This window comes from Streptomyces pratensis, assembly GCF_016804005.1.
In the GTDB taxonomy this organism is placed as follows: Bacteria; Actinomycetota; Actinomycetes; order Streptomycetales; family Streptomycetaceae; genus Streptomyces; species Streptomyces pratensis_A.
Window position 1 is genome coordinate 2674713 of record NZ_CP051486.1, and the last position, 19255, is coordinate 2693967.

A 19255-nucleotide genomic window follows, 5' to 3' on the forward strand; every position below is an offset into this window, starting at 1 on the left:
GGGTCACCCGCCCCCGCCGAGCCGACGCGCGTCGGCGGGGCTCGTGATCTCGAAGAGCGCGAGGGCACGCGCGAGGAACTGCTCCGCGCCCGTCCCGTCGCCATGCTCTGCGGCGCTGTCACCCAGCATTTCCAGGGTGCGCGCCTGCCAGAAGACCGCTCCGGACCCATTGAAGACCGCCAGAGCCTCTTTCATCCTCGCCGTACCCTCCTCGTACGCCCCCACCCGGGCGCCGGCACGCCCCAGGAACGCGAGGGCGCGCGCGGCGTCGTGGGGGTCGTTCACCGCCACCAGCGCGGCATGCGCCCGGGTGAAGCAGTCGACGGCCTCACCGAGTGCGCCCGTCGCGAGTGCGATTTCACCGAGGGTCGTACGGGCCAGCGCCGCACCACGTGGATACCCGCAGGCCTCCCACACGGCGATTGCCCGGGTGAGGTGGCTGACGGCATCGGCGGGCCGTCCGGCCTCGCGATGACACGCGCCGAGGCCCAGCAGAGCCTGGCCCTCGTCCCGTGGATCATCGGCCTCACGCGCGGCCCGCAGGGACTCCCGATACCAAGCGGCGGCCTCGTCGGTGTGGCCGGCGGCCCCCAGTCCGATGGCCCCGGAGTTGAGCATCTGGCGCTCGGCCTCCCTGTTCCCGGCCCGTCGGGCAGCTTCCAGGCCGATCTTGTGGGCCTCGATCCACTCGGTGTAGTGGCGCAGACGCAAGAAGAGCGGCCAGAGGGCATCCACGAGCATCCAGCTCGTGTCGTACCAGCCCCTGCTCGCCGCGAGCCGCACCGCGTCCATCAAGTGCGCCCGATGGGAGTCGAGCCAACTCAGCGCCGCGATGTCGTCGGCGAACGGGAGCGGGACCTCCGGCCGGTGCGCATAGATCCTGGGGAGGGTGAACTGAACCGGGGTCAGACGCTCCTGAGCCGCCGTCGCGGTGTACAGGGACCAGTCGCAGAAGCGCCGCAGCGCCTCCTCCCGGGCGGCACTCGTGTCGTCATCCATGGCGCGCCCATGCGCGTGGATCCGTAACAGGTCGTGGAGGCGGAAGCTCTCGGGACCGACGTCCTCCACGAGGTTCGCCTCGATCAGCTCATCCAGCCGGCGCTCTGCCCAGTCCAGCGACTCACCGCATGACACTGCCGCGATCACAGCGTCGAAGGTACGCACAGGGAGCAGACCGAGCGTCCTGTACAGGCGGGCCGTCCCACCGCTCAGCACCGCATAGGAAGCGTCCAGGGCCTTGCGCACGGAAGTCTCCCCTTCCACGTCGAGCGCGGCCAGCCGGCCACCGTCGGTGTTCCGCGCGAGGGCGTCGGCAAGTGCGCCGACGGATTGCCTCGGCCGTGTCGCGAGGCGGGCCGAGGCCAGGCAGACCGCGAGCGGCAGCCCCGCGCAGAGCGTCACCAGGCGATGGGCCGCCGGCAGTTCCCCCGCGACGCGCTCCGCGCCGATCCCCCGGGTGAGCAGTTCGACACCGGCTGCCGTGCCTAGCGCGTCGAGCTGGTGGAAGCCCGCTCCCTGCATGCGTAGGCCCGTCAGCCTGCGACGGCTGGTGACGACCACGAGGCCGCCCGGCCCGTTGAACAGCAACGGCCGGACCTGGGCGGCCGTGAAGGAGTTGTCCAGCATGATCACCATGCGCCGTTCGGCGGTGAGGGATCTCCAGAGGGCGCCCAGTTCGACCGCGTCGGTGGGCGGAGGTCCGGCTCCCAACGCCCGGAGAAACTGGCCGAGGACCTCGGCAGGCCTCACCGGGTCACCCGCTGTGTGCCCACGCAGGTCCGCGTACAACTGTCCGTCGGGGAACTCGGCGCCCAGCGCACGCAGCCATTTGGACACAAGGGTGGTCTTGCCGATTCCGGCCGGACCACTGACGACGATCAGCGTTAGCCCTGTTGCGCGGAGATCGTTCAGAGCGTCCAGATCATGCTCTCGGTCGGTGTAGTTCGCGGGAACAGGCAAGAGTTGGCGGGGTGGCCCGGGCCACGCGGGCGCCGTCGGACCCTGGTGGAAATGGATGCCGCCGCGCACCTCACGGGCCTGGACGGTAGGACCGTACATTCGGGCCTCGCCACTGATCTCATTTCCGTACGGTCCGTGCGAGGCCGTGCTCGAATCACTCATCCATCCGCCCCCGGAGATCAATTGCCAATTGTCCGAACTCCTTCGCTTTCTACCCAGGCGTGACTTGGATGACCGTCGGGAATGAGACGGATCAGGCCAGCCACGCCAGTGGTGTATGGCGGAATCCCCCGCTCGGTGTCATGCTCGTGAGCTATCCGACGGACCAGCGGGGGCGCTGGTGGAATTCCAGATTCTCGGACCGGTGGGGCTACGGCTGAACGGGCACTGGCTGGCGCTCGGATCGGACAAGGAAAGGGCGTTGCTGGCTGCGCTCGCTCTCGACGCCGGCCGCCCTGTCGCCATCAGCCAGCTGATCGAACGGCTCTGGGACGGCGATCCACCCGCACGCGCCCGCGAGAACACGCACACCTATGTCTCGCGTATCCGCCGCCAGCTGCGGGCGGCCGGTGCGGTGCCGGACGCACCCACCATCATCGGGCGGGCGCACACCTACACCCTTCAAACCGGGCGCGAATCCGTGGACCGGCAGCGCTTCCGGCGTCTCGTCGACACCGCGTTCACCAGTGACAGTGACGCACAGATCATTGAACTACTGACTCAGGCGGAAGCGTTGTGGCAGGGCGAGGCGCTGTCAGGTCTTCCTGGCTTCTGGGCCTCGACCGTGCGCCGGACGCTCTCGGAGGCGCGGCTGAGCGCCGCTGCCTCACGCATCGCGGCCGAACTGCGGCTGGGGCGCTTCGCCGAACAGATCGGTGAGCTCTCCGCACTGGTCGAGCGGCATCCCGGTCATGAGACTCTGCTCGGTCAGCTGATGCTCGCCTGTTACGGCAGCGGACGGTACGCGGATGCTCTCCGCGTCCACCAAGCCGCCCGGCAGTCACTGATGGCGGAGTACGGAGCCCTTCCCGGCATCGAGCTGAACATGATCCACCAGGGAATACTGGCCCGCGTACCGGCATGCGAGCTGGTACACGGCGGTGGTCCAATGCGAACGCCTCCTTCCCGGGCCGCTGTTGCCGCCTCTCCACGGACACGACGGCCGGAGGCGCCCGAGCCGGGCGGGCTTCCGCCCGGGGCGCCGCCACGGCGGAATCTCCCCCAGCAACCGTCGCTCGTCGGTCGCCGGTCGGAGTTACGGGCCCTGACCTCGGCGATCGCCGATGAGGGTGTGAACGGCGGATCGGTCGTCACCGTGGAAGCGGTCAGCGGCATGGCCGGGGTCGGCAAGACGGCCTTGGCCGTCGCGGCCGCGCACGTGCTCGCCGAGAGTTACCCGGATGGTCAGCTCTACATCGATCTGCACGGTCACTCGCCCACCCAGGAACCGCTCAGCGCAAGGGCGGCGCTGGCGACGCTGCTGAGGCTGCTCGGCGCACCGGCCCCCTCCATTCCGGCGGAACTGGAAGGGCGTACGGCCCTGTGGCGGACCATGCTGGCCGAACGCCGGGTGGTCATTGTCCTGGACGACGCGAGCGGACCCGAACAGATCGGCCCGCTGCTGCCCAGCGGATCGCCGTCCCTGACGATCATCGCCAGTCGTAGGCATCTGACCGGCATACCTCAAGCGGTGTCAGTTCCCCTCGACGCCCTGCCGGAGGAGGACGCCATCGCGCTCTTCCGCGGCTTCGCGGGGGAGGAACGCACCGACGACCGTGCGGAGACAGCGCGGATCGTGGGGCTGTGCGGGTACCTTCCCCTTGCGATCGAATTGGTGGCCCATCGGTTCCGTGCACGTCAGTCGTGGACGCTGACCGTCCTCGCCGACCGTCTCGCCCGAGGCCCTGGACGCCTGAGAGAAATCCGCAGCGCGGATCAGCAACAGGAGATGGCGCGTGCGTTCGCTCTCTCCTACCGGACTCTCGCCCCGCAGCAGAGAACCGCGTTCCGGCGTCTCGGACTGCATCCCGGCCCCGAGTTCACCGCCACCGCGGCAGCCACCCTGCTGGGTCTGCCGCAGGACACGACGGAGCGGTTACTGGAAGGGCTGCTGGCGTGTCACCTGCTCAGGGAGCCCGTACCGGACCGCTATCGCTACCACGACCTGTTGCGCGAATATGCCTATCACCTGTCCCTATCGGAGGACAGTGAGCAGGAACGCCGCCATGCCTTGGCCCGCCTCACGGATTTCTACCTGGCGGCGACCGACCTCGCGGACCGCACGGCATTTCCCCACCGCGCGCGGCTGGACCCACCGACGACGCTCCCGTCGGCGACTCCGCCGCCCTTGCCGGACTCCGCCGCCGCGCGGGCCTGGCTGGCCGCCGAACGCGGCAACCTGATGGCTGTCGAAGAACACGCCCGGCGCAACGGCGCTCCCGCGCAAGCGGCCCGGCTGACCGGCTCCCTGGCCGGCTATCTGCTGTCGGAGTGCCACTGGCAGGACGCCAGAGCACTCCTGCGGCAAGCCGTCGACCACTGGGACCGGACGGACGACAACACCCCGGCACTCTGCCGGGGTCTGACCGATCTCTGCGCCGCGCACGCCAGCATCGGGGACTACGCGGAGGCCGCGGCAGCCGGGGAGCGCGCACTGCAACTCGCATGTGCGCTGGGCGATGAATCTGCCGAAGCCGAGGTGTTACGGGTCCTCGGTACATTGAACTGGCATCTCGGCGAGAATCGCACGGCACTCGCGCTGCTCCAGAAGTCTTTCGCCATAAAGTCACGATCAGGTGATATCTGGGACAAGGCGCGCAGCCGGAACAACATCGCGGTGACCATGCTTTTCCTCGGAGAGCGCGAGCAGGCCCTCGCGAATTTTCGCGGAGCCCTGGAGGGGTTTCGCGAGGCGGCCGATGCAACTGCGGCCGCCCAGACGCTGAACAATATCGGGGAATTACAGGTACAGGCGGGGGAGTTCACGGCCGCCCGCCACTCCTTTGAGGAATCGCTCTCCTTTCTGGAAGTGGACGGAAGCCGATACGACCGTGCGACCGTACGGAGAAACTTGGCCGAAGTCCTCACGGAGTCAGGCGAGCCGGCCCACGCCCTTGTCATGCTCAGGGAGACCCTCTCGGAGTTTCGCTCTCTTGGTGACCGGAAGAGTCAGGCCGAGGCCCTGGTGGGGATCGGCGAGGCGCACTGGCGGCTGGGGAGCGTCAGGGAGTCCGGTCGGCATCTCCTCGAAGCGCTGCATATCGCACAGGACATCCGAGCGCCGCACCACGAGGTCCAGGCCCTGCGCCGCCTCGGACGGGCGGACTTCGCCGACGGCCGGCTGGCCGACGCGACGGACCGACTGCGGGCAGCGGCGCTCGTCGCGGCCCGCACCCATGACGTCGATGAGGAGACCGCCACACACATACTCCTGGCGGAGGTCCGGCTTGCGGCAGGAGATATCAATGACGCGCTCATGACATTACGTCAGCATTCGAATTAGTGCGCCATCGGGACCGTGTTGATGCGCGTAGAATCGCTCGCCGCCTGGTTGAAATCGAACGTCTATATGAAACTGCATCAGCGACCCGCCCTGTCATTCGGGATGAGTAGGTGGACTATCTTTTTGGCATATGCCGGAAATGTGGCATACCTTTAGATGGTCTGATAATCTCCGCATCCTCAAGATCGACAATGAAGGGAGAGTTCGCACGTGCGGAACATCCTGGCGGCCACCACCCTCGTTTGCTTGGCCGCTTTGACAGTCGGGGCGATGGCGAATGTTGCCGTAGCATCCTCACGCCTTGACGTGAAGAACGGCTGCATCATGATATGAGCAGTTCCGCCCGTTTCGGAGGGTGATGTAGCGGCCGGGCGTCACCCGAGCGCACGGGCAGACCAGCGGTAGACCCTCCCGCGCGAGATCCGGCGGCTCCGTGCCGCCGTATCTTTCCGACGACCGCGGACCGCGGTCGTCGCTCCCCTCTCCGCCTGTCGACTCACCCGCTCTCCGGAGCGGACCGTAGCGGTCAAGCACGGCGCCCCGAGACCACACCAGCCTCTGCCGCTCCGGCCAACCGTGCAGTTCAGAGCCATTCCAGCCGTTCAAGAACCCTTGATTCCCAAGCTCAGAGCGCGAGTTCGATTCTTGTCACCCGCTCCATGAAAAAGCCCCAGGCCAACCGGGGGCTTCTTTTGTTGGCAGCTCCGCAGCTGGCGGGGCAGCCGCCAGTCGGGCCCGCCTTGTGCTCAGAGGGGCGTTGTCTGCGGACCAAGCAGCTCACTGCCTGCTTCTTCCCGGATAGTCGACGTGTGGCATCACAGCCCGGCCTTTCCGATCTCCGCCGTGCCAAGTTCGCCCGGCGCCTGCCCGCAGCGCTCTCCGAGCTCGCCGGTCCCCAGCACGGCCCTGTGCGTCTGCCGCTCCATCTTGCATGGTCGGGGCTGACCACCTTCGACCTCGACCAGCCCCGCTTGTGGATGAGCTGCCACCCGCATCGTCCTGGCCGAGGGTCAGCACGACGACCTGGTCCGGTACCTCGATCGGGACCTTCTCGTCGGCCTGTGGCCCACACTGCGCACACTGGTCAGCCGAGATGTCCGCGAAGTCTGGGAGAGCGCGTTCGGCGAGCTGGGCGGCAGCGCGCGGGCGGCTGCGTGAACCTCGGCGACCTCGCCTGGACCAGTCAAACATGCAGTTCAGGGCAACTGCACCAGTCCAAGCATCGCTGATTCTCCGGCTCCGGAGGCCGGCCGCGCTAGGCCAGATGGTCCGCCTCCGCGTCCGGGTCCGTCAGCCGGTTGAGCCGCGCGGGGACGTCGAAGCCGACCAGCAGCACGACGATCACCGTCCCCGCGAACGTCAGCACGGCGAGCGCCTGACCGAGGTCCATCCCCGACGCCAGATCGGCACCGAGCACCGGGGCCACGGCCCCGCCGAGCGCTCCCACGTTGTAGGTGAAGCCGAGCGCCGCTCCTCGGCTCGCGGTCGGGAAGTGGCCGCCGATGTACCGGGGCAACAGCCCTGAGATACCGAAGCTGGTGGCCTGGAGCAGGAACAGCAGGCAGCCGAGCAGCAGCAGGTTGTCCTTCACCGCGAAGACCGGGTACACGAAGGCCAGCGAGGCCAGCAGCGTCAGCGCGTACGCCTTCCTGGCGCCGATCCAGTCGCCCAGGAAGCCCGCCGCCCAGCAGCCGATCATGGTTCCGAAGCCCGCGAAGTAGAGGACGTCGGTGACCTGGTCGGTGGTGTACCCGAGCTCGGTCTTCAGATAGGTGGGGAGCAGGGCCTGGATGGGCCAGGAGTACAGGAAGGCGAAGAACAGCGTCACGATCATCGAGACGTAGAGCAGCCAGCTCCGCCGTCCGCCCAGCTGCACGGCGAACGCCGCGAGGGCGAGGCCCGCCACCACCGACAGCATCGGCACCAGGCCCTCGCTGCCCGGGGTGAAGACCAGGAAGAGCGAGAGCGTGGCGGCCACCACGAGGACGCTGTTGACCATGGCGAGGCGCGACGTCCGGAACAGCGGCCCGAAGGGGTTCGGCCTGGCGCCCTTGTCCGCGACGTCCGAAGCCCACTCCTCGGCCTCCGGCAGCGCACGCCGCATCCACAGCGCGACCGCGATCGGTATCAGGCCCAGGTAGAACATCCACCGCCAGCCGAGCGAGGGGACCACCCAGTTGTACACCTGGGCCGCGAGGACCGAACCCACGGAGAAGCCCGAGATGAGGAAGCCGCTGGCACGGCTGCGGACCCTGGCGGGCCAGCTCTCCATGACGTACGTGGCGCTGGCGCTGTACTCGCCGGCCATGCCCATGCCGATGGCGAGGCGGGCGGCGAAGAGGCTGTGGAAGTCCCAGGCGAATCCGCAGGCGAAGGTGCCCAGCGAGTAGAGCATGATGCTCAGCACCATCGAGAGCTTGCGGCCGTACCGGTCACCGATGGCTCCCAGTACGGCGCCGCCCAGCCAGCGGGTGATGAAGGCACCGGAGATCAGGCTGGCGGCCTGCACCGTACTCAGGCCGAAGTCGTCACTGATCTCGGTGAGGACGAGCGTGATGAGGACGAAGTCGAAGCCGTCGAGTACGTAGCCGATCCAGGCGGCGAAGAACGACTTCCACTGCGTACGGCTCACCTCGCGGTACCAGGGGAGTGTGGGGCGGGATTTCTGCACGGTGGACTCCATGATGCGGGAGGGCGCAGGCCCTTTGAGCGGTCCGGACGGTTCAGCGCGGGGCGAGACCGGCCACGAAGCGGGCGGTGAGGGCGGTCGGCGCGGTGATGGCGGTGCCGACGACGACACTGTGGGCGCCGCGGGACAGGGCCTCCGCGGCCTCTTCGGGTGTGCTGATACGGCCTTCGGCGACCACCGGCACGTCGATCGCCTCCACGAGACCGGAAATGAGGCTCAGGTCGGGGCCGGTCCGCTCCGGGCTCCCCGGCACGTAGCCGGACAGGGTCGTGGAGACGAAGTCCGCCCCCTGCGCGGCGGCTGCGATCCCCTCGGCGAGCGTGGCGACGTCAGCCATGACCAGGACGCCGGCCGCGTGCACGGCTGCGACGAGATCGGCGAACGTGGAGCCGTCGGGACGAGGCCGGTCGGTGGCGTCGGCGGCGACCACGGCCGCACCGGCCCCGACGACCGCCAGAGCGTGCCTGACCGTGGGCGTGATGTAGACACCTGTGTCGCCGTCCTTCCACAGGCCGATGACCGGGAGGTCCACGGCCCCGGTGATCGCGGCGACGACCTCCGGTTCGTTGGCGCGGATCGCGGCGCCGCCGCCCGCGACGGCGGAGCGTGCGAGGCGTACGAGGGTGGAGGTCTCCCGCATCGGGTCGCCGGGGGGCGCCTGGCAGGAGACGATCAGCCGGCCCCGGAGGTCCTCTGCCAGATCCTGTGCGGTCATCGGAGTGCCGGTCATCGGAGTGCTCCCGGGTGGTGGAGGGGAAGGGTGGTGGTCAGAGCGGCGGCGCCCAGGACGGCGGCGTCGTGACCGAAGAGAGGCGGTCCGGGGACGAGCCCGCGCAGCGGCGGCATCAGCTCGGCGGCGAAGGCGGCGGCCAGCGCGTCGCCGTACAGCGCGCCGATCCGGGGGACCCCGCCGCCTACGACGACCCGGTCGGGGCCGAGCGCGTTGGCGAGGCCGCCGAGGACCCGTCCGGCGGCCGCAGCCCCCGTGGTGACGGCGTGCACTGCGGCCTGATCTCCCTGGGCGGCCCGGGCGGCGACCGTTTCGAGCCGCTCCACCGGCGCGCCGGTGAGCCGCTCGTAGTGCGCGGTGATGCCCGGACCTGAGGCGATGACCTCCAGATGTCCGGTGGCACCGCAGGTGCAGGGAAGCCCTGTCGCCTCCGCGCTGGGCAGATGGCCGAGGTGTCCCGCGATGCCGGACGCGCCGTGCAGCATCCGGCCGTCGACGGCGAGGGCGCCGCCCACCCCCGTGCCGACGGCGGCGAAGAGCAGCGAGCCGTGGTGGTCCGGAAGGGCGGCGAGCTCCGGCCCGGCGGTGGCGCGTACGTCGTTGTCGCAGGCCACCGGCAGACCCGTACGGTCCGCGAGGCCTGCGCCGAGCGCGGTACCGGCCCAGCCGGCGATCGAGTCGGTGGCGCTGGTGACCATCCCGCTGCGGGGGTCGACGACCCCGGCGGCCGCGATGCCCAGCGTCGAGGCCAGGCGGCCGGGGTCCACCTCGGCCGCTGCCGCGGCCAGCGCGTCGAGCACCGCCTCTGCGCCGTCCCCGGCGGGAGTGGGCCGTGTGTGCCGGGCCAGCACCGTGCCGTCGGCTGCGAAGAGCGCCGCCGCGATCTTCGTGCCGCCGAGATCGAGGCCGATCACCGCGGCCCCGGTCGCCGCCGCGTTCATCGGACGGGAGGCAGACCGGCGCCCCGCAGCCGCTCACCGACGAGGGCGACGGACTCGGCGGAGAGCGGGATCTGCGGGAAGGCGGTGGCGCCGTCCTCGATGATGCCGAGCAGCCACAGTGCCGCCTTGAAGGAGCCGAGCGCCGACGAACTGCGGCCCATGTCCTGCTCGGGACCCACGTCGACCATGCCGAACAGATCGACGAGCCGTTCCTGCTCCCGGGCGGCGAGCGCCCAGTCGCCGGCGCGCGCGGCGTCGTACAGCCGTACGTAGCCCGCCGGGTCCACGTTGCCGATGCCGGGCACGACACCGTCGGCGCCGGCCAGCAGCGCCGCGTCCACGGTGAGCTCGGAACCGGTCAGCACGCTGAAGTGCGGCACCGGGCCCTCGGCCCTGCCCTCGCGCCCGCCGAGTTCCACGATCAGTCTGCGCAGTCCGCCCTCGTCACCGCTGCTGTCCTTGAGGCCGGCGAGGGTGCCGTCCTCGGCGAGCTCGCGCACCAGGGCGGCGGAGAGCTTGGAGTGCACGGCCACCGGGATGTCGTAGGCGAAGAGCGGCAGGTCGACCGCGGCGCGCAGCCGCCGGAAGTGCCCGGCGGTCTCCTTGGGGTGCGTACGGGTGTAGAAGGGTGCCGTCGCGACCAGCGCGTCCGCGCCCAGCTCCGCGGCGGCCCGGGCGTGCTCCGTGACCCGGGCCGTCGTCGTGTCGATGACCCCGGCCAGGACCGGGACGCGGCCGGCGGCCGCGGCTACCACGGTCTCCAGGGCGGTGGCGCGCTGCGCATCGGTCAGATAGGCGACCTCGCTGGTCGAGCCGAGGGCGAAGAGCCCGTGCACACCGCCGTCGACGAGGTGGCCGACGAGCCGGGTGAGGGAGGCCGTGTCGACCTCCCCGCGGTCGTCGAAGGGGGTGCAGACCGGCGGTACGACGCCGTGCAGCGGTGCGGTCAAAGGCATGGTGAAGGGCTCCAGCTTGTTCGGAAAGCCGTCCGTCGCCGGAAGAGGAGGCGGAACCGAGACATGGGACGTAAGATGTCCTATGTCTGGACTCACCTTAAACAGATGCCCCGGCGACCGGTCAAGAGGTTCCGGTGGCCGGCGACACCTCAGGAGGACCGTTGTGGCCCGCCCCACCATGGCTCAGGACATAGAGCGCAGGATCAAGGAACTGATCCTCGAACGCAGGCTCGGACCGGGTGATCCGCTGCCCACGGAGGCGGAGCTGATGGGGCTGTTCTCGGCCGGACGGGTCTCGGTGCGCGAGGCCCTCAAGGCGCTCCAGGCCATGAACGTCGTCGAGATCCGGCGCGGCTTCGGGACCTTCGTCGGCTCGCTCTCCCTGTCGCCCTTCGCCGAGGGACTGGCCTTCCGGGCCGCCGTCCGGCACCGGCAGGGCGAGCCGGGGCTGCTGGAGCTGATGAAGGTGCGCGAGGCGCTGGAGACCGGACTCGTCGGCGCCGTCACCGCCGGCGTCCCGGCGGAGGACCTGGCCGTGCTGCGGGGCCTCGTCGCGACGATGGAGACCGAGGCCGCCGCGGGCGGCCGGGTCGCCAGGGCCACCGACCGCGCCTTCCACCTCGCGCTCTACGCCTCGCTCGACAACCATCTCCTCAGCGAGGTGCTCGACGCGTTCTGGGCGGCCATGGACCGGGTGCGCGAGGACATGGACGACGGCCACCAGGACCCTGCCGTCACCTGCTCCCAGCACCACGAGATCGTCGAGGCGGTCGCCGCCGCCGACGGCGTGCGTGCGGTGCGCGCCATGCGCACCCACTTCGACGGCATCCGGGGCCGCCTCGAACCTCAGTCCGTGTCCACCGTGTCCGCGTAGAGGTAGCTGCTCGTGCCCGCGAGGGTGGCGCGGCACCAAGCGTCCACCGAACCCTGGTCCATCACGGTCCAGTCCGGGGCCCGCTCCACCTGAGCGCGGCCCAGCCTGCGGCCCAGCTCGACGAGCCGGGCCACCTCCGGGGTCCGCTCGCGGGCGTAGTGCCGCAGCGCGTCCTCGGGGCAGGCGGACGTCCGCAGCGCCTCCTCCAGGCAGAGGGCGTCCTGCAAGGCCTTGACCGCCCCGCTCGCCGTGTGCGGGCGGGTCACCCCCGCCGCGTCGCCCGCCAGCAGGAACGGCGGGTCCGCAGCGAGGGGCGCGTGCAGGTCGGCGACGGGGTGGCAGGTCATCGCGGTGTGCTCACCCCGCGCCACGATGTCCGCCCACTCCCGGGGGAAGTGCTCCTCGGCCAGCTGCCGTACGTACCCGGCCTCACCCGGGGACCCGGCGGGCGGGGTCGCGTAGACCGCGTAGGCGAGCAGCCGGTCGTCAGGCCCGGCGCCCCCACCCCGGGGGATCAGGTAGAAGATGCCGTGCCCGCCGGGGAAGCCGATCGTCACCCAGGCCTCGCGCAGCAGCTCCATGGGCCGGCGGTGCTCCGCCGACGCGTCCACCGGAAGCGTGCCGCGCCACACGGCGTACCCGGCGGGGGAGGGCCGCAGGTCCGGGGCCAGTACCCGGCGGGTGAGCGAGCGGTGGCCGTCGGCGCCCACGACGAAGTCGTAGGCGTCCTCGCCCCCGGCCGTGCGCACGAGGGCACCTCCGGCGGGGGCCCGTCCGACCCAGGTGACGGGGCGGCCCCGGTGGTAGCGCGCGCCGGTGGTGGCGGCATGCAACGCCCCCCACAGAAGACCCCAGTTGCACGGCGTGACAGGGCTGGGCAGGCGTGCGAACTCGCGGGCCGAGCGTTCCCCTGGCGCCCGGGTCAGCCAGACACGGGCCGACACGGGGGCGGTGGGCATGGCGGCGTCGAGATAGCCCTTGGCGACCAACTGCGCGTGCAGCGGGGGAGGGATGACGATGCCCAGCCCCCGGTCCCGGAGCTCGCCGTCGCCGCGCTCGTAGACCGTGACCTCGGCCCCCGCCCTGATGCCCGCGACCGCCATCGCGCAACCGGCGATGCTCCCGCCGACCACGCCCATCCGTGAACCCGCCGCCATACCGCCGCCTGTCCGCTCGTCCCGGGAGGTGCCGTGGCCCATCGTCGCAGCCGGCCGGGTGCGGCCGGGGGAACAACACCTCCTTCGGGACGGGGTGTTACGGGGTGACGGTCACCGTCGCGCTTCCCGAGGCCTGCTTGCCGTCGGCCCGGTACGTCGCGGTGATCCCGGCGTTCCCCGACGCGCCGGCCGGAATCGTGACCGGGACCTTGATGTTCGCGCCCTCGCCCGGACGGAGCGCCGGGAACGCCACCTGCCGGGCCGTCCAGCCGGCGGGCACCGTCAGATCGAGCGTTCCCGCCGAGCGGGTCACGTCCATCCGGTTGACGACCCGGACCGTCACCTCAGTGGCCGTACCGGCCTTCATGGTGGCCGGCGGGGTGATCGTGATGCCGGCACAGGTGCCGCCGAGCCACTTCAGGTCGAACGAGGAGTAGGTGATGTTCCTGTAGCCGTCCCGCTCGTAGAGCAGTCCGAGCCGGCCGTCCGGCAGCCGCGTCAGCGTCGAGTACGCCGCGCTGCCGCGATCGACCACCTTCTTGATCGGCCAGGTCTTCCCGTCGTCGCAGGACATCCTCACGGTGAGGTTGCTCCGGGAGGACGTGCTGTCCGTGTTGCTGAACAGCAGCCATGAGGCCTGCGGGTCGGACGCGGCGGCGTCCGGGGCGTACCGGATGACCGAGCCGTTGTTCGCCGGGTCCGGCAGGTCGGTGTCCTGTTCGAACGGGGTGTAGTTGACCCCGCCGTCGGTCGAGTAGGCGATCGTCCGGTGAGGCGCGGAACGGTTATTGAGCATGATCCGGCCGTCGCTCAGTTCGACGGTCTTGTTCTCGTCGCCGCCAGGGCCGACCGGGTTTCCCGTCCTCCAGGTCGCCCCGTGGTCGTCGCTGTACGCGCTGACCGCGTAGTTGGCCCCGTTGTTCCGGATCGCGTACTGCTGGATCAGACGGCCCTTGTAGGTACCGTTGCGCACCTGGATGCCCTCGCCGGAGGCCGCGAACATTCCCGCCCAGGCGGGGTTCTTGATCTGCTCGGTGATGCGGCGGTGCGTCCAGGTCACCCCGTCGTCGTCCGAGTAGCTGTAGTCGGCCTGGAGGACGTCCGGGTCGCTCTCGTCGTTGCCGGTGGCCGAGCCGAGGAAGCCCTGGTTCACGGAGGCGGCGTAGAAGACGAAGATCCGGCCGGTGGTGCGGTCCACCAGCAGGCTCGGATCGCCGAAGCCCTTCGGCGCGGCCTCCTTGCGGACCATCTGCTGCGTCTGCCACGTGGTCCCGCCGTCGGTACTGCGCCGCACGACGATGCCGAGGTTGCCGGGCAGATCCGCGAGCGTGGGACGGGAGTCGTACGCGGCGAGCAGGGTGCCCTTGACGGACGTGGTCAGCGCGGGGATGCGGTAGTAGGGGGATCCGGTGCCCTGGGTCGCGATGTCCTGGGAGGTCAGTTCGCCGGCCGCTGTGGCGGCGGTGGGGGCGCCGTGGGCGGTGCCGGCCGCGGCGGCCACCATGACGGCGGCGGACAGCATGGCGAGGGTGACTCTGCGCTGCATGAACGGTCTCTCTTCTCGTGAGGGGGAGAGGTGCGGATATGGAGCGGAGCGCGCGGCACGACGGGCCGGCGTGCCGGGCGGCGGACAAGCGCACCCCGGCTGCCGGTTCCGAAGATCCGCAGATCCTTGACCTCCGGTCAGGAGGGATCGGGCGGCCCGGTCGGGAGACCGGCGAACAGGCCGCGCACCCAGGCCAGTTGTTCCGCCCGGTGGTACTCGGCGCCGCCTTCGTGCCCGTTGAACTCGTAGACGCGTACGCCCTTGGGGCCCGCGTAACGGTTGTAGGCCGTGAAGCAGGTGGAGGGCGGGCAGATCTCGTCCATCATCGCGATGGAGAACAGCGCGGGAGCGGTCGCCCGGGTGGCGTGCTGCGCCGCGTCGAAGTAGGACAAGGTGCGGAAGACCTGCTCCGTACGGTCGCGGTGGAGCCGGAGGTAGGCGGCGATCTCGGTGTACGGCGGCACTCCGGCGAGCCGCGCACCCCGTGGGATGTTGCACAGGAAAGGCACGTCCGGCATCACTCCGGCCAGCCCCTCGACCAGGCCGGACACGGCCAGTGCGATACCGCCGCCCTGGCTCACCCCGGTCACCACGATGCGGGAGGGATCGACCCGGGGGTGCTCCCGCATCGCCTCCACACAGCGGACCGCGTCGGTGACGACCCGCCGGTAGTAGTACGTCTCGGGGCTCTCGATGCCCCGCGTCAGGAAACCCGGCACGGTCCCGGCGGCCCCGGGGCAGGTGTCGGCGGTGTCGCCGCCCGCCGTCGACCAGCCCTGGCCCCGGGTGTCCATGATCAGGTGCGCGTATCCGGCGCAGGCCCACATCAGCTGCTCGTGCGCGAGCCCCTGGCCGCGCCCGTAGCAGAGGAACTCCACGACGCAGCCGAGCGGTCCGGAGGCGCCGGCGGGCATGTGCAGCCAGCCGCGCACAGGCCGGCCGCCGTGTCCCGGAACGCTGACGTCGTACGTACGCACCTGGGACAGGCCGCTGTCGGCCCGCTCGTACCGGGGCTCGTCCGAGGCGCCGTCGTGGAGTGCCTCGTCCAGGGTCCCGGACCAGAAGTCGTCGAAACCGTCGGGCAGGGGGAGTTCGGGCCGGTAGGCGTGGCATTCCTCGAGCGGGAGATCTGCCGACGGCATGGCTGTGCCCTCCTGGGTACGGGAAGTGAATGGACAGCAGACGTCAGATGTCCTGTTGGCAACCGGACCCTAGGGAGCTCCGCGACCGGACGTCAAGGGGTGCGGCCGAGGTGGTTCCCCCGCCCCCCGGAGGGTGGGGCGGGGGTGTGGCGCCCTCGGTCAGGCCTGGTCCGCGCCGCGCGTCCTGGCGTAGGCGATCCGCCGTCTGACCGGTGTGTAGTGCTCGTCGAGGGCCTTCAGGAAGGCGGTGACGTCGCCGGCCCGTGCGGCGTCCACGATGCTCTGGTGGGCGGCGATCGTCGCCGTCTCGTCGGCGTGCGTGAATCCGTCGAGGTGTGGCGCGACGATCGTGTAGACGTCCCAGAAGGCCATCGAGAGCTGGCCGATCAGGTCGTTGCCCAGCGGGGCCACGAGCAGGGCGTGGAAGGCCCGGTCCGCCTCGACGAAGCCGTGCCCCTCGCCCGCGCCGGTGGCACGCATGGTCGCCACCAGGCCTTCCAGGCTGTCGAGCTGCTCGCTGCTGAGCGAGGAGATGATCCTGTCGGCCATGCCCCGCTCGAAGAGCTCGCGCACGTCGACGAGGTCGGCCATGACCTGGAAGTCGTCGTCGGGGGAGAGCAGGCCTCGGAAGGTGAGGCTCTCCACCAGGGCGGAGAGGCTCAGGCGGCCGACGTACGTCCCGTGGCCGTGGCGCACCTCGACGATGTCGAGGGCGGCGAGGATCTTGACGGCTTCCCGGACGCTGGAACGGCTGGCGCCGAGCGCCTCGCACAGGGCCGGCTCCGTCGGGAGCGGGTCACCGGGGCGCAGCCGCTCGTCAAGGATGTAGCGCTTGATGCCCTCGACGACTTCCTGTCGCAACAGGGTGCGACCGGCTCGTGTGCCGGACATATGTGAACTCCCCACCTCTTGACCCCTCTCGATTGTCGAGCTACGTTCCCACGCTATCAAGGCATCAGACATCTGACGTCTGATGCTCAACCGCTTCGACGGTGTCCTGACAGCAGTCGAAAACGGTGGCTTTCCACTCATTCCCCGACCTCAACGTCCCTTGGAGGACCCGTGCCCGAGCTGAGGCCAGCCGGCGTCGAGCGCCGCACCTTCCTGCGTTACACCAGTGCCATCGGCGCGGCCGCGGCCGTCACGGCAGGCCTTTCCGCATGCGGCGGGCCCTCCTCGACCACCGACGGCACGGCAGGCAAGGGCGACGGCACCATCGAGGCCGGTCTGTCGTACCCCCTGTCGACCGGCTTCGACCCGATGATCACCTCCGGCGCCACGCCGTACGCGGCCAACATGCACATCTTCGAGGGCCTGGTCGATCTCGATCCGGCCACCCTGGTGGCACGTCCCGCACTCGCAACCGAGATGCCGAAGAAGATCAACGCCACCACCTACCGGGCCACCCTCCGCGACGGTGCGACCTTCCACGACGGCTCCCCGGTCACCGCCGAGGACGTCGTCTTCAGCTTCGAACGCATCCTTGACCCGAAGAACTCCTCGCTGATGGCACAGTTCGTGCCCTTCATCGACACGGTCACCGCCGTCGACACCCGGACGGTCGAGTTCAAGCTCAAGTACGCCTTCGCGCTCTTCCCCTCCCGCATCGCCGTCGCCCGGATCGTGCCGAAGAAGACCGTCGAGGCGGACGTCAAGGGGTTCGACGCGAAGCCCGTCGGCTCGGGGCCCTACAGATTCATCGAGGCCACCCGCGAGGACAAGATCGTCTTCGAGAAGTACGACAAGTACAACGGTCCCCGCCCCGCCAAGGCCAAGAAGATGATCTGGCGCCTGATGTCGGACCAGTCGGCGCGCGTCAGCGCCATGGAGTCAGGCCGCGTCCAGGCCATCGAGGACGTCCCGTACATCGACGTCAAGCGCCTCGCCGCCACCACGAGGACCGAGTCCGTGCAGTCCTTCGGCCTCCTCTTCCTCATGTTCAACACCACCGACAAGAGGTTCGCCGACAAGCGGGTCCGCCAGGCCCTGCACCACGCGCTGGACACCGAGAAGATCATCTCCACCGCGATGGTCGGCAACGCGGCAGCCGCGACCGGCTACGTCCCCTCGACCCACCCCGACCACCACCAGGCCGCCACCGTCTACACGCACGACGTGGCCAAGGCGAAGAAGCTGCTCGCCGACGCGGGCGTGGGCAAGCTCGAGTTCACCGTCCTGACCACCGACACCGGCTGGGTGAAGGACATCGCCCCGCTGCTCAAGGAGAGCTGGGCCGCGGCCGGCATCGAGGCCACCCTGAACATCGCCCAGTCCCCGGCCCAGTGGGCCAAGGTCGACGCGGGCGACTTCGAGGTCATGGTGGCTCCCGGTGACCCCTCGGTCTTCGGTAACGACGTGGACCTCCTGATGCGCTGGTTCTACTACGGCTTCTGGCCGGAGAAGCGCTACGGCTGGGCGGGGACCGCCGAGTACAAGCAGGTCAAGCAGCTCCTCGACAGGGCCGCCCAGGCCGCCGACGAGGCGGTGCGCAAGCAGCTCTGGGGGCAGATCACCGACGTGGTGGCGGAAGAGGCGGCCCTCTACCCGATCCTCCACCGCAAGCTGCCCACCGCCTGGAACGAGAAGGCGCTGCCCGGCTTCAAGCCGCTGCCCACCACCGGCCTGTCCTTCGTCGACGTCAGCCGCGCCTGACGACCTCGCCCGGCCCGGGCCGCCCACCCGGCCGCCCTCCCCGGCGGCCCGTCACCACCGGCCCGGGCCACCCACCCGGCGGCCCGTCACACCGGCCCGGGCCGCCCACCCCGGCGACCCGGACCCGCCGTCCGCCCAATCACAAGGAACCCGACGATGGTTGCTTTCCTCCGGCTCGCGCTGCGCCGCGTCGCGATGATGCCGGTGATGATCCTCGGCATCGCGCTGCTGGTATTCGTGGTGCTGCAGTTCTCGCCGGTCGACCCGGCCTTCAACGCGCTCGGGGAGAGCGCCACCCCCGAGGCCCGCGCGGCCTTCGCCGAGGCCAACGGGCTCAACGACCCATTGCCCGTACGCTACTTCGACTTCCTCGGCCAGCTGCTCCACTTCGACCTGGGGACGACCGTCCCACCGAGCCAGCCCGTGATCGACCGGATCACCGCCGCCTTCCCGCTCACCCTCCAGCTCACCTTCCTCGGCCTGCTCCTCGCCGTCGTCCTCGCCGTCGTCGGCGGAGTCCTGGGGGCCGTCCACCGCGACCGCTGGCCCGACCAGCTCTTCCGGATCCTGTCCATGGCCGGGGTCGCCATCCCGTCGTTCTGGCTCGGCGTCCTGCTCATCCAGCAGTTCGCCCTGAACACCCGGATCTTCCCGACCGGCGGGTACACCAACCCCGCCGACTCGTTCGGCGGCTGGCTCACCACGATGGTCCTGCCCGCGGTCTCGCTCGCGGTGCCGGTCGCGGCGTCGCTCGCCCGTCTCGTACGCACCTCGATGGTCGCCGAGCTCGACCGCGACTACGTCCGCACCGCACAGGGCAACGGCCTGCCGGTCTTCCTGGTGATCCGCTCGGTGCTGCGCAACGCACTCGTCACCCCGCTCACCGTGCTGGGGGTCAAGGTCGGCTACCTGCTCAGCGGCGCCGTCGTCATCGAAGCGATCTTCGACCTGCCCGGCATGGGCAAACTCATCCTCGAAGGTGTCACCGGCGGCGACGTCGCCCTGGTCCAGGGCACCGTACTGACCATCGCCATCGCCTTCCTGGTGGTCAACGTCATCGTCGACCTGCTCTATCTGCTGGTCAACCCGCGCATCAGGACGGTGTGA

General features: G+C 70.2%; 13 protein-coding genes and 1 pseudogene. 5 read left to right on the forward strand and 9 right to left on the reverse strand.

The window, feature by feature from the left end; genetic code table 11:
* Window positions 1-3: 3 nt before the first annotated feature.
* Entirely contained in the window at window positions 4-2058 is a 2055-nt protein-coding gene (locus tag HED23_RS11525) for an ATP-binding protein (protein ID WP_238441924.1), read from the reverse strand.
* A 241-nt stretch (window positions 2059-2299) separates the two neighbouring features.
* Between HED23_RS11525 and HED23_RS11530 the strand changes: the two genes are divergently transcribed.
* Together HED23_RS11530 and HED23_RS35015 are read left to right on the forward strand one after the other, a co-directional pair.
* Complete coding sequence (locus HED23_RS11530) at window positions 2300-5461, forward strand: AfsR/SARP family transcriptional regulator (RefSeq protein ID WP_238441925.1); 3162 nt, start codon at window positions 2300-2302, stop codon at window positions 5459-5461.
* Between the two features lie 809 nt (window positions 5462-6270).
* Window positions 6271-6619: pseudogene (locus HED23_RS35015) on the forward strand (transcriptional regulator).
* A 97-nt stretch (window positions 6620-6716) separates the two neighbouring features.
* Here HED23_RS35015 and HED23_RS11535 read toward each other — a convergent pair.
* From HED23_RS11535 to HED23_RS11550, 4 genes are read right to left on the reverse strand one after another with little or no spacing between them, the layout of a single operon-like run.
* Window positions 6717-8144 (reverse strand): sialate:H+ symport family MFS transporter, encoded by a 1428-nt coding sequence (locus tag HED23_RS11535; RefSeq protein ID WP_203183304.1) that lies wholly within the window; start codon window positions 8142-8144, stop codon window positions 6717-6719.
* Between the two features lie 40 nt (window positions 8145-8184).
* Window positions 8185-8865 (reverse strand): N-acetylmannosamine-6-phosphate 2-epimerase, encoded by a 681-nt coding sequence (locus tag HED23_RS11540; protein WP_203187443.1) that lies wholly within the window; start codon window positions 8863-8865, stop codon window positions 8185-8187.
* A gap of 11 nt (window positions 8866-8876) precedes the next feature.
* Window positions 8877-9821, reverse strand: coding sequence for an ROK family protein (locus tag HED23_RS11545; protein WP_203183305.1), 945 nt, complete (start codon window positions 9819-9821; stop codon window positions 8877-8879).
* Window positions 9818-10777, reverse strand: coding sequence for a dihydrodipicolinate synthase family protein (locus HED23_RS11550; protein WP_203183306.1), 960 nt, complete (start codon window positions 10775-10777; stop codon window positions 9818-9820). Before HED23_RS11550 ends, HED23_RS11545 begins: the two co-directional genes overlap by 4 nt.
* 163 nt (window positions 10778-10940) lie before the next feature.
* Here HED23_RS11550 and HED23_RS11555 point away from each other — a divergent pair, with 163 nt between their 5' ends.
* On the forward strand, window positions 10941-11651 hold the full coding sequence (locus HED23_RS11555; protein ID WP_203183307.1) for a FadR/GntR family transcriptional regulator: 711 nt from the start codon (window positions 10941-10943) through the stop codon (window positions 11649-11651).
* On the opposite strand, the gene HED23_RS11560 is transcribed toward HED23_RS11555, so the two are convergent.
* The 4 genes from HED23_RS11560 to HED23_RS11575 all read right to left on the reverse strand — a co-directional run bounded on the left by HED23_RS11560 (window position 11624) and on the right by HED23_RS11575 (window position 16387).
* Window positions 11624-12850 (reverse strand): FAD-dependent monooxygenase, encoded by a 1227-nt coding sequence (locus tag HED23_RS11560; protein WP_338019589.1) that lies wholly within the window; start codon window positions 12848-12850, stop codon window positions 11624-11626. The two genes, HED23_RS11555 and HED23_RS11560, sit on opposite strands and share 28 nt — an antisense overlap.
* A gap of 55 nt (window positions 12851-12905) precedes the next feature.
* Window positions 12906-14354 (reverse strand): sialidase family protein, encoded by a 1449-nt coding sequence (locus tag HED23_RS11565; protein WP_203183308.1) that lies wholly within the window; start codon window positions 14352-14354, stop codon window positions 12906-12908.
* 137 nt (window positions 14355-14491) lie between these two features.
* Entirely contained in the window at window positions 14492-15496 is a 1005-nt protein-coding gene (locus HED23_RS11570; RefSeq protein ID WP_203183309.1) for an acetylxylan esterase, read from the reverse strand.
* Window positions 15497-15655: 159 nt separating this feature from the next.
* A complete protein-coding gene (locus tag HED23_RS11575; RefSeq protein WP_203183310.1) occupies window positions 15656-16387 on the reverse strand; it encodes a FadR/GntR family transcriptional regulator in 732 nt (243 codons plus the stop codon).
* A 171-nt stretch (window positions 16388-16558) separates the two neighbouring features.
* Here HED23_RS11575 and HED23_RS11580 point away from each other — a divergent pair, with 171 nt between their 5' ends.
* Together HED23_RS11580 and HED23_RS11585 are read left to right on the forward strand one after the other, a co-directional pair.
* Entirely contained in the window at window positions 16559-18148 is a 1590-nt protein-coding gene (locus HED23_RS11580) for an ABC transporter substrate-binding protein (RefSeq protein WP_203183311.1), read from the forward strand.
* A gap of 156 nt (window positions 18149-18304) precedes the next feature.
* A complete protein-coding gene (locus tag HED23_RS11585; protein ID WP_203183312.1) occupies window positions 18305-19255 on the forward strand; it encodes an ABC transporter permease in 951 nt (316 codons plus the stop codon).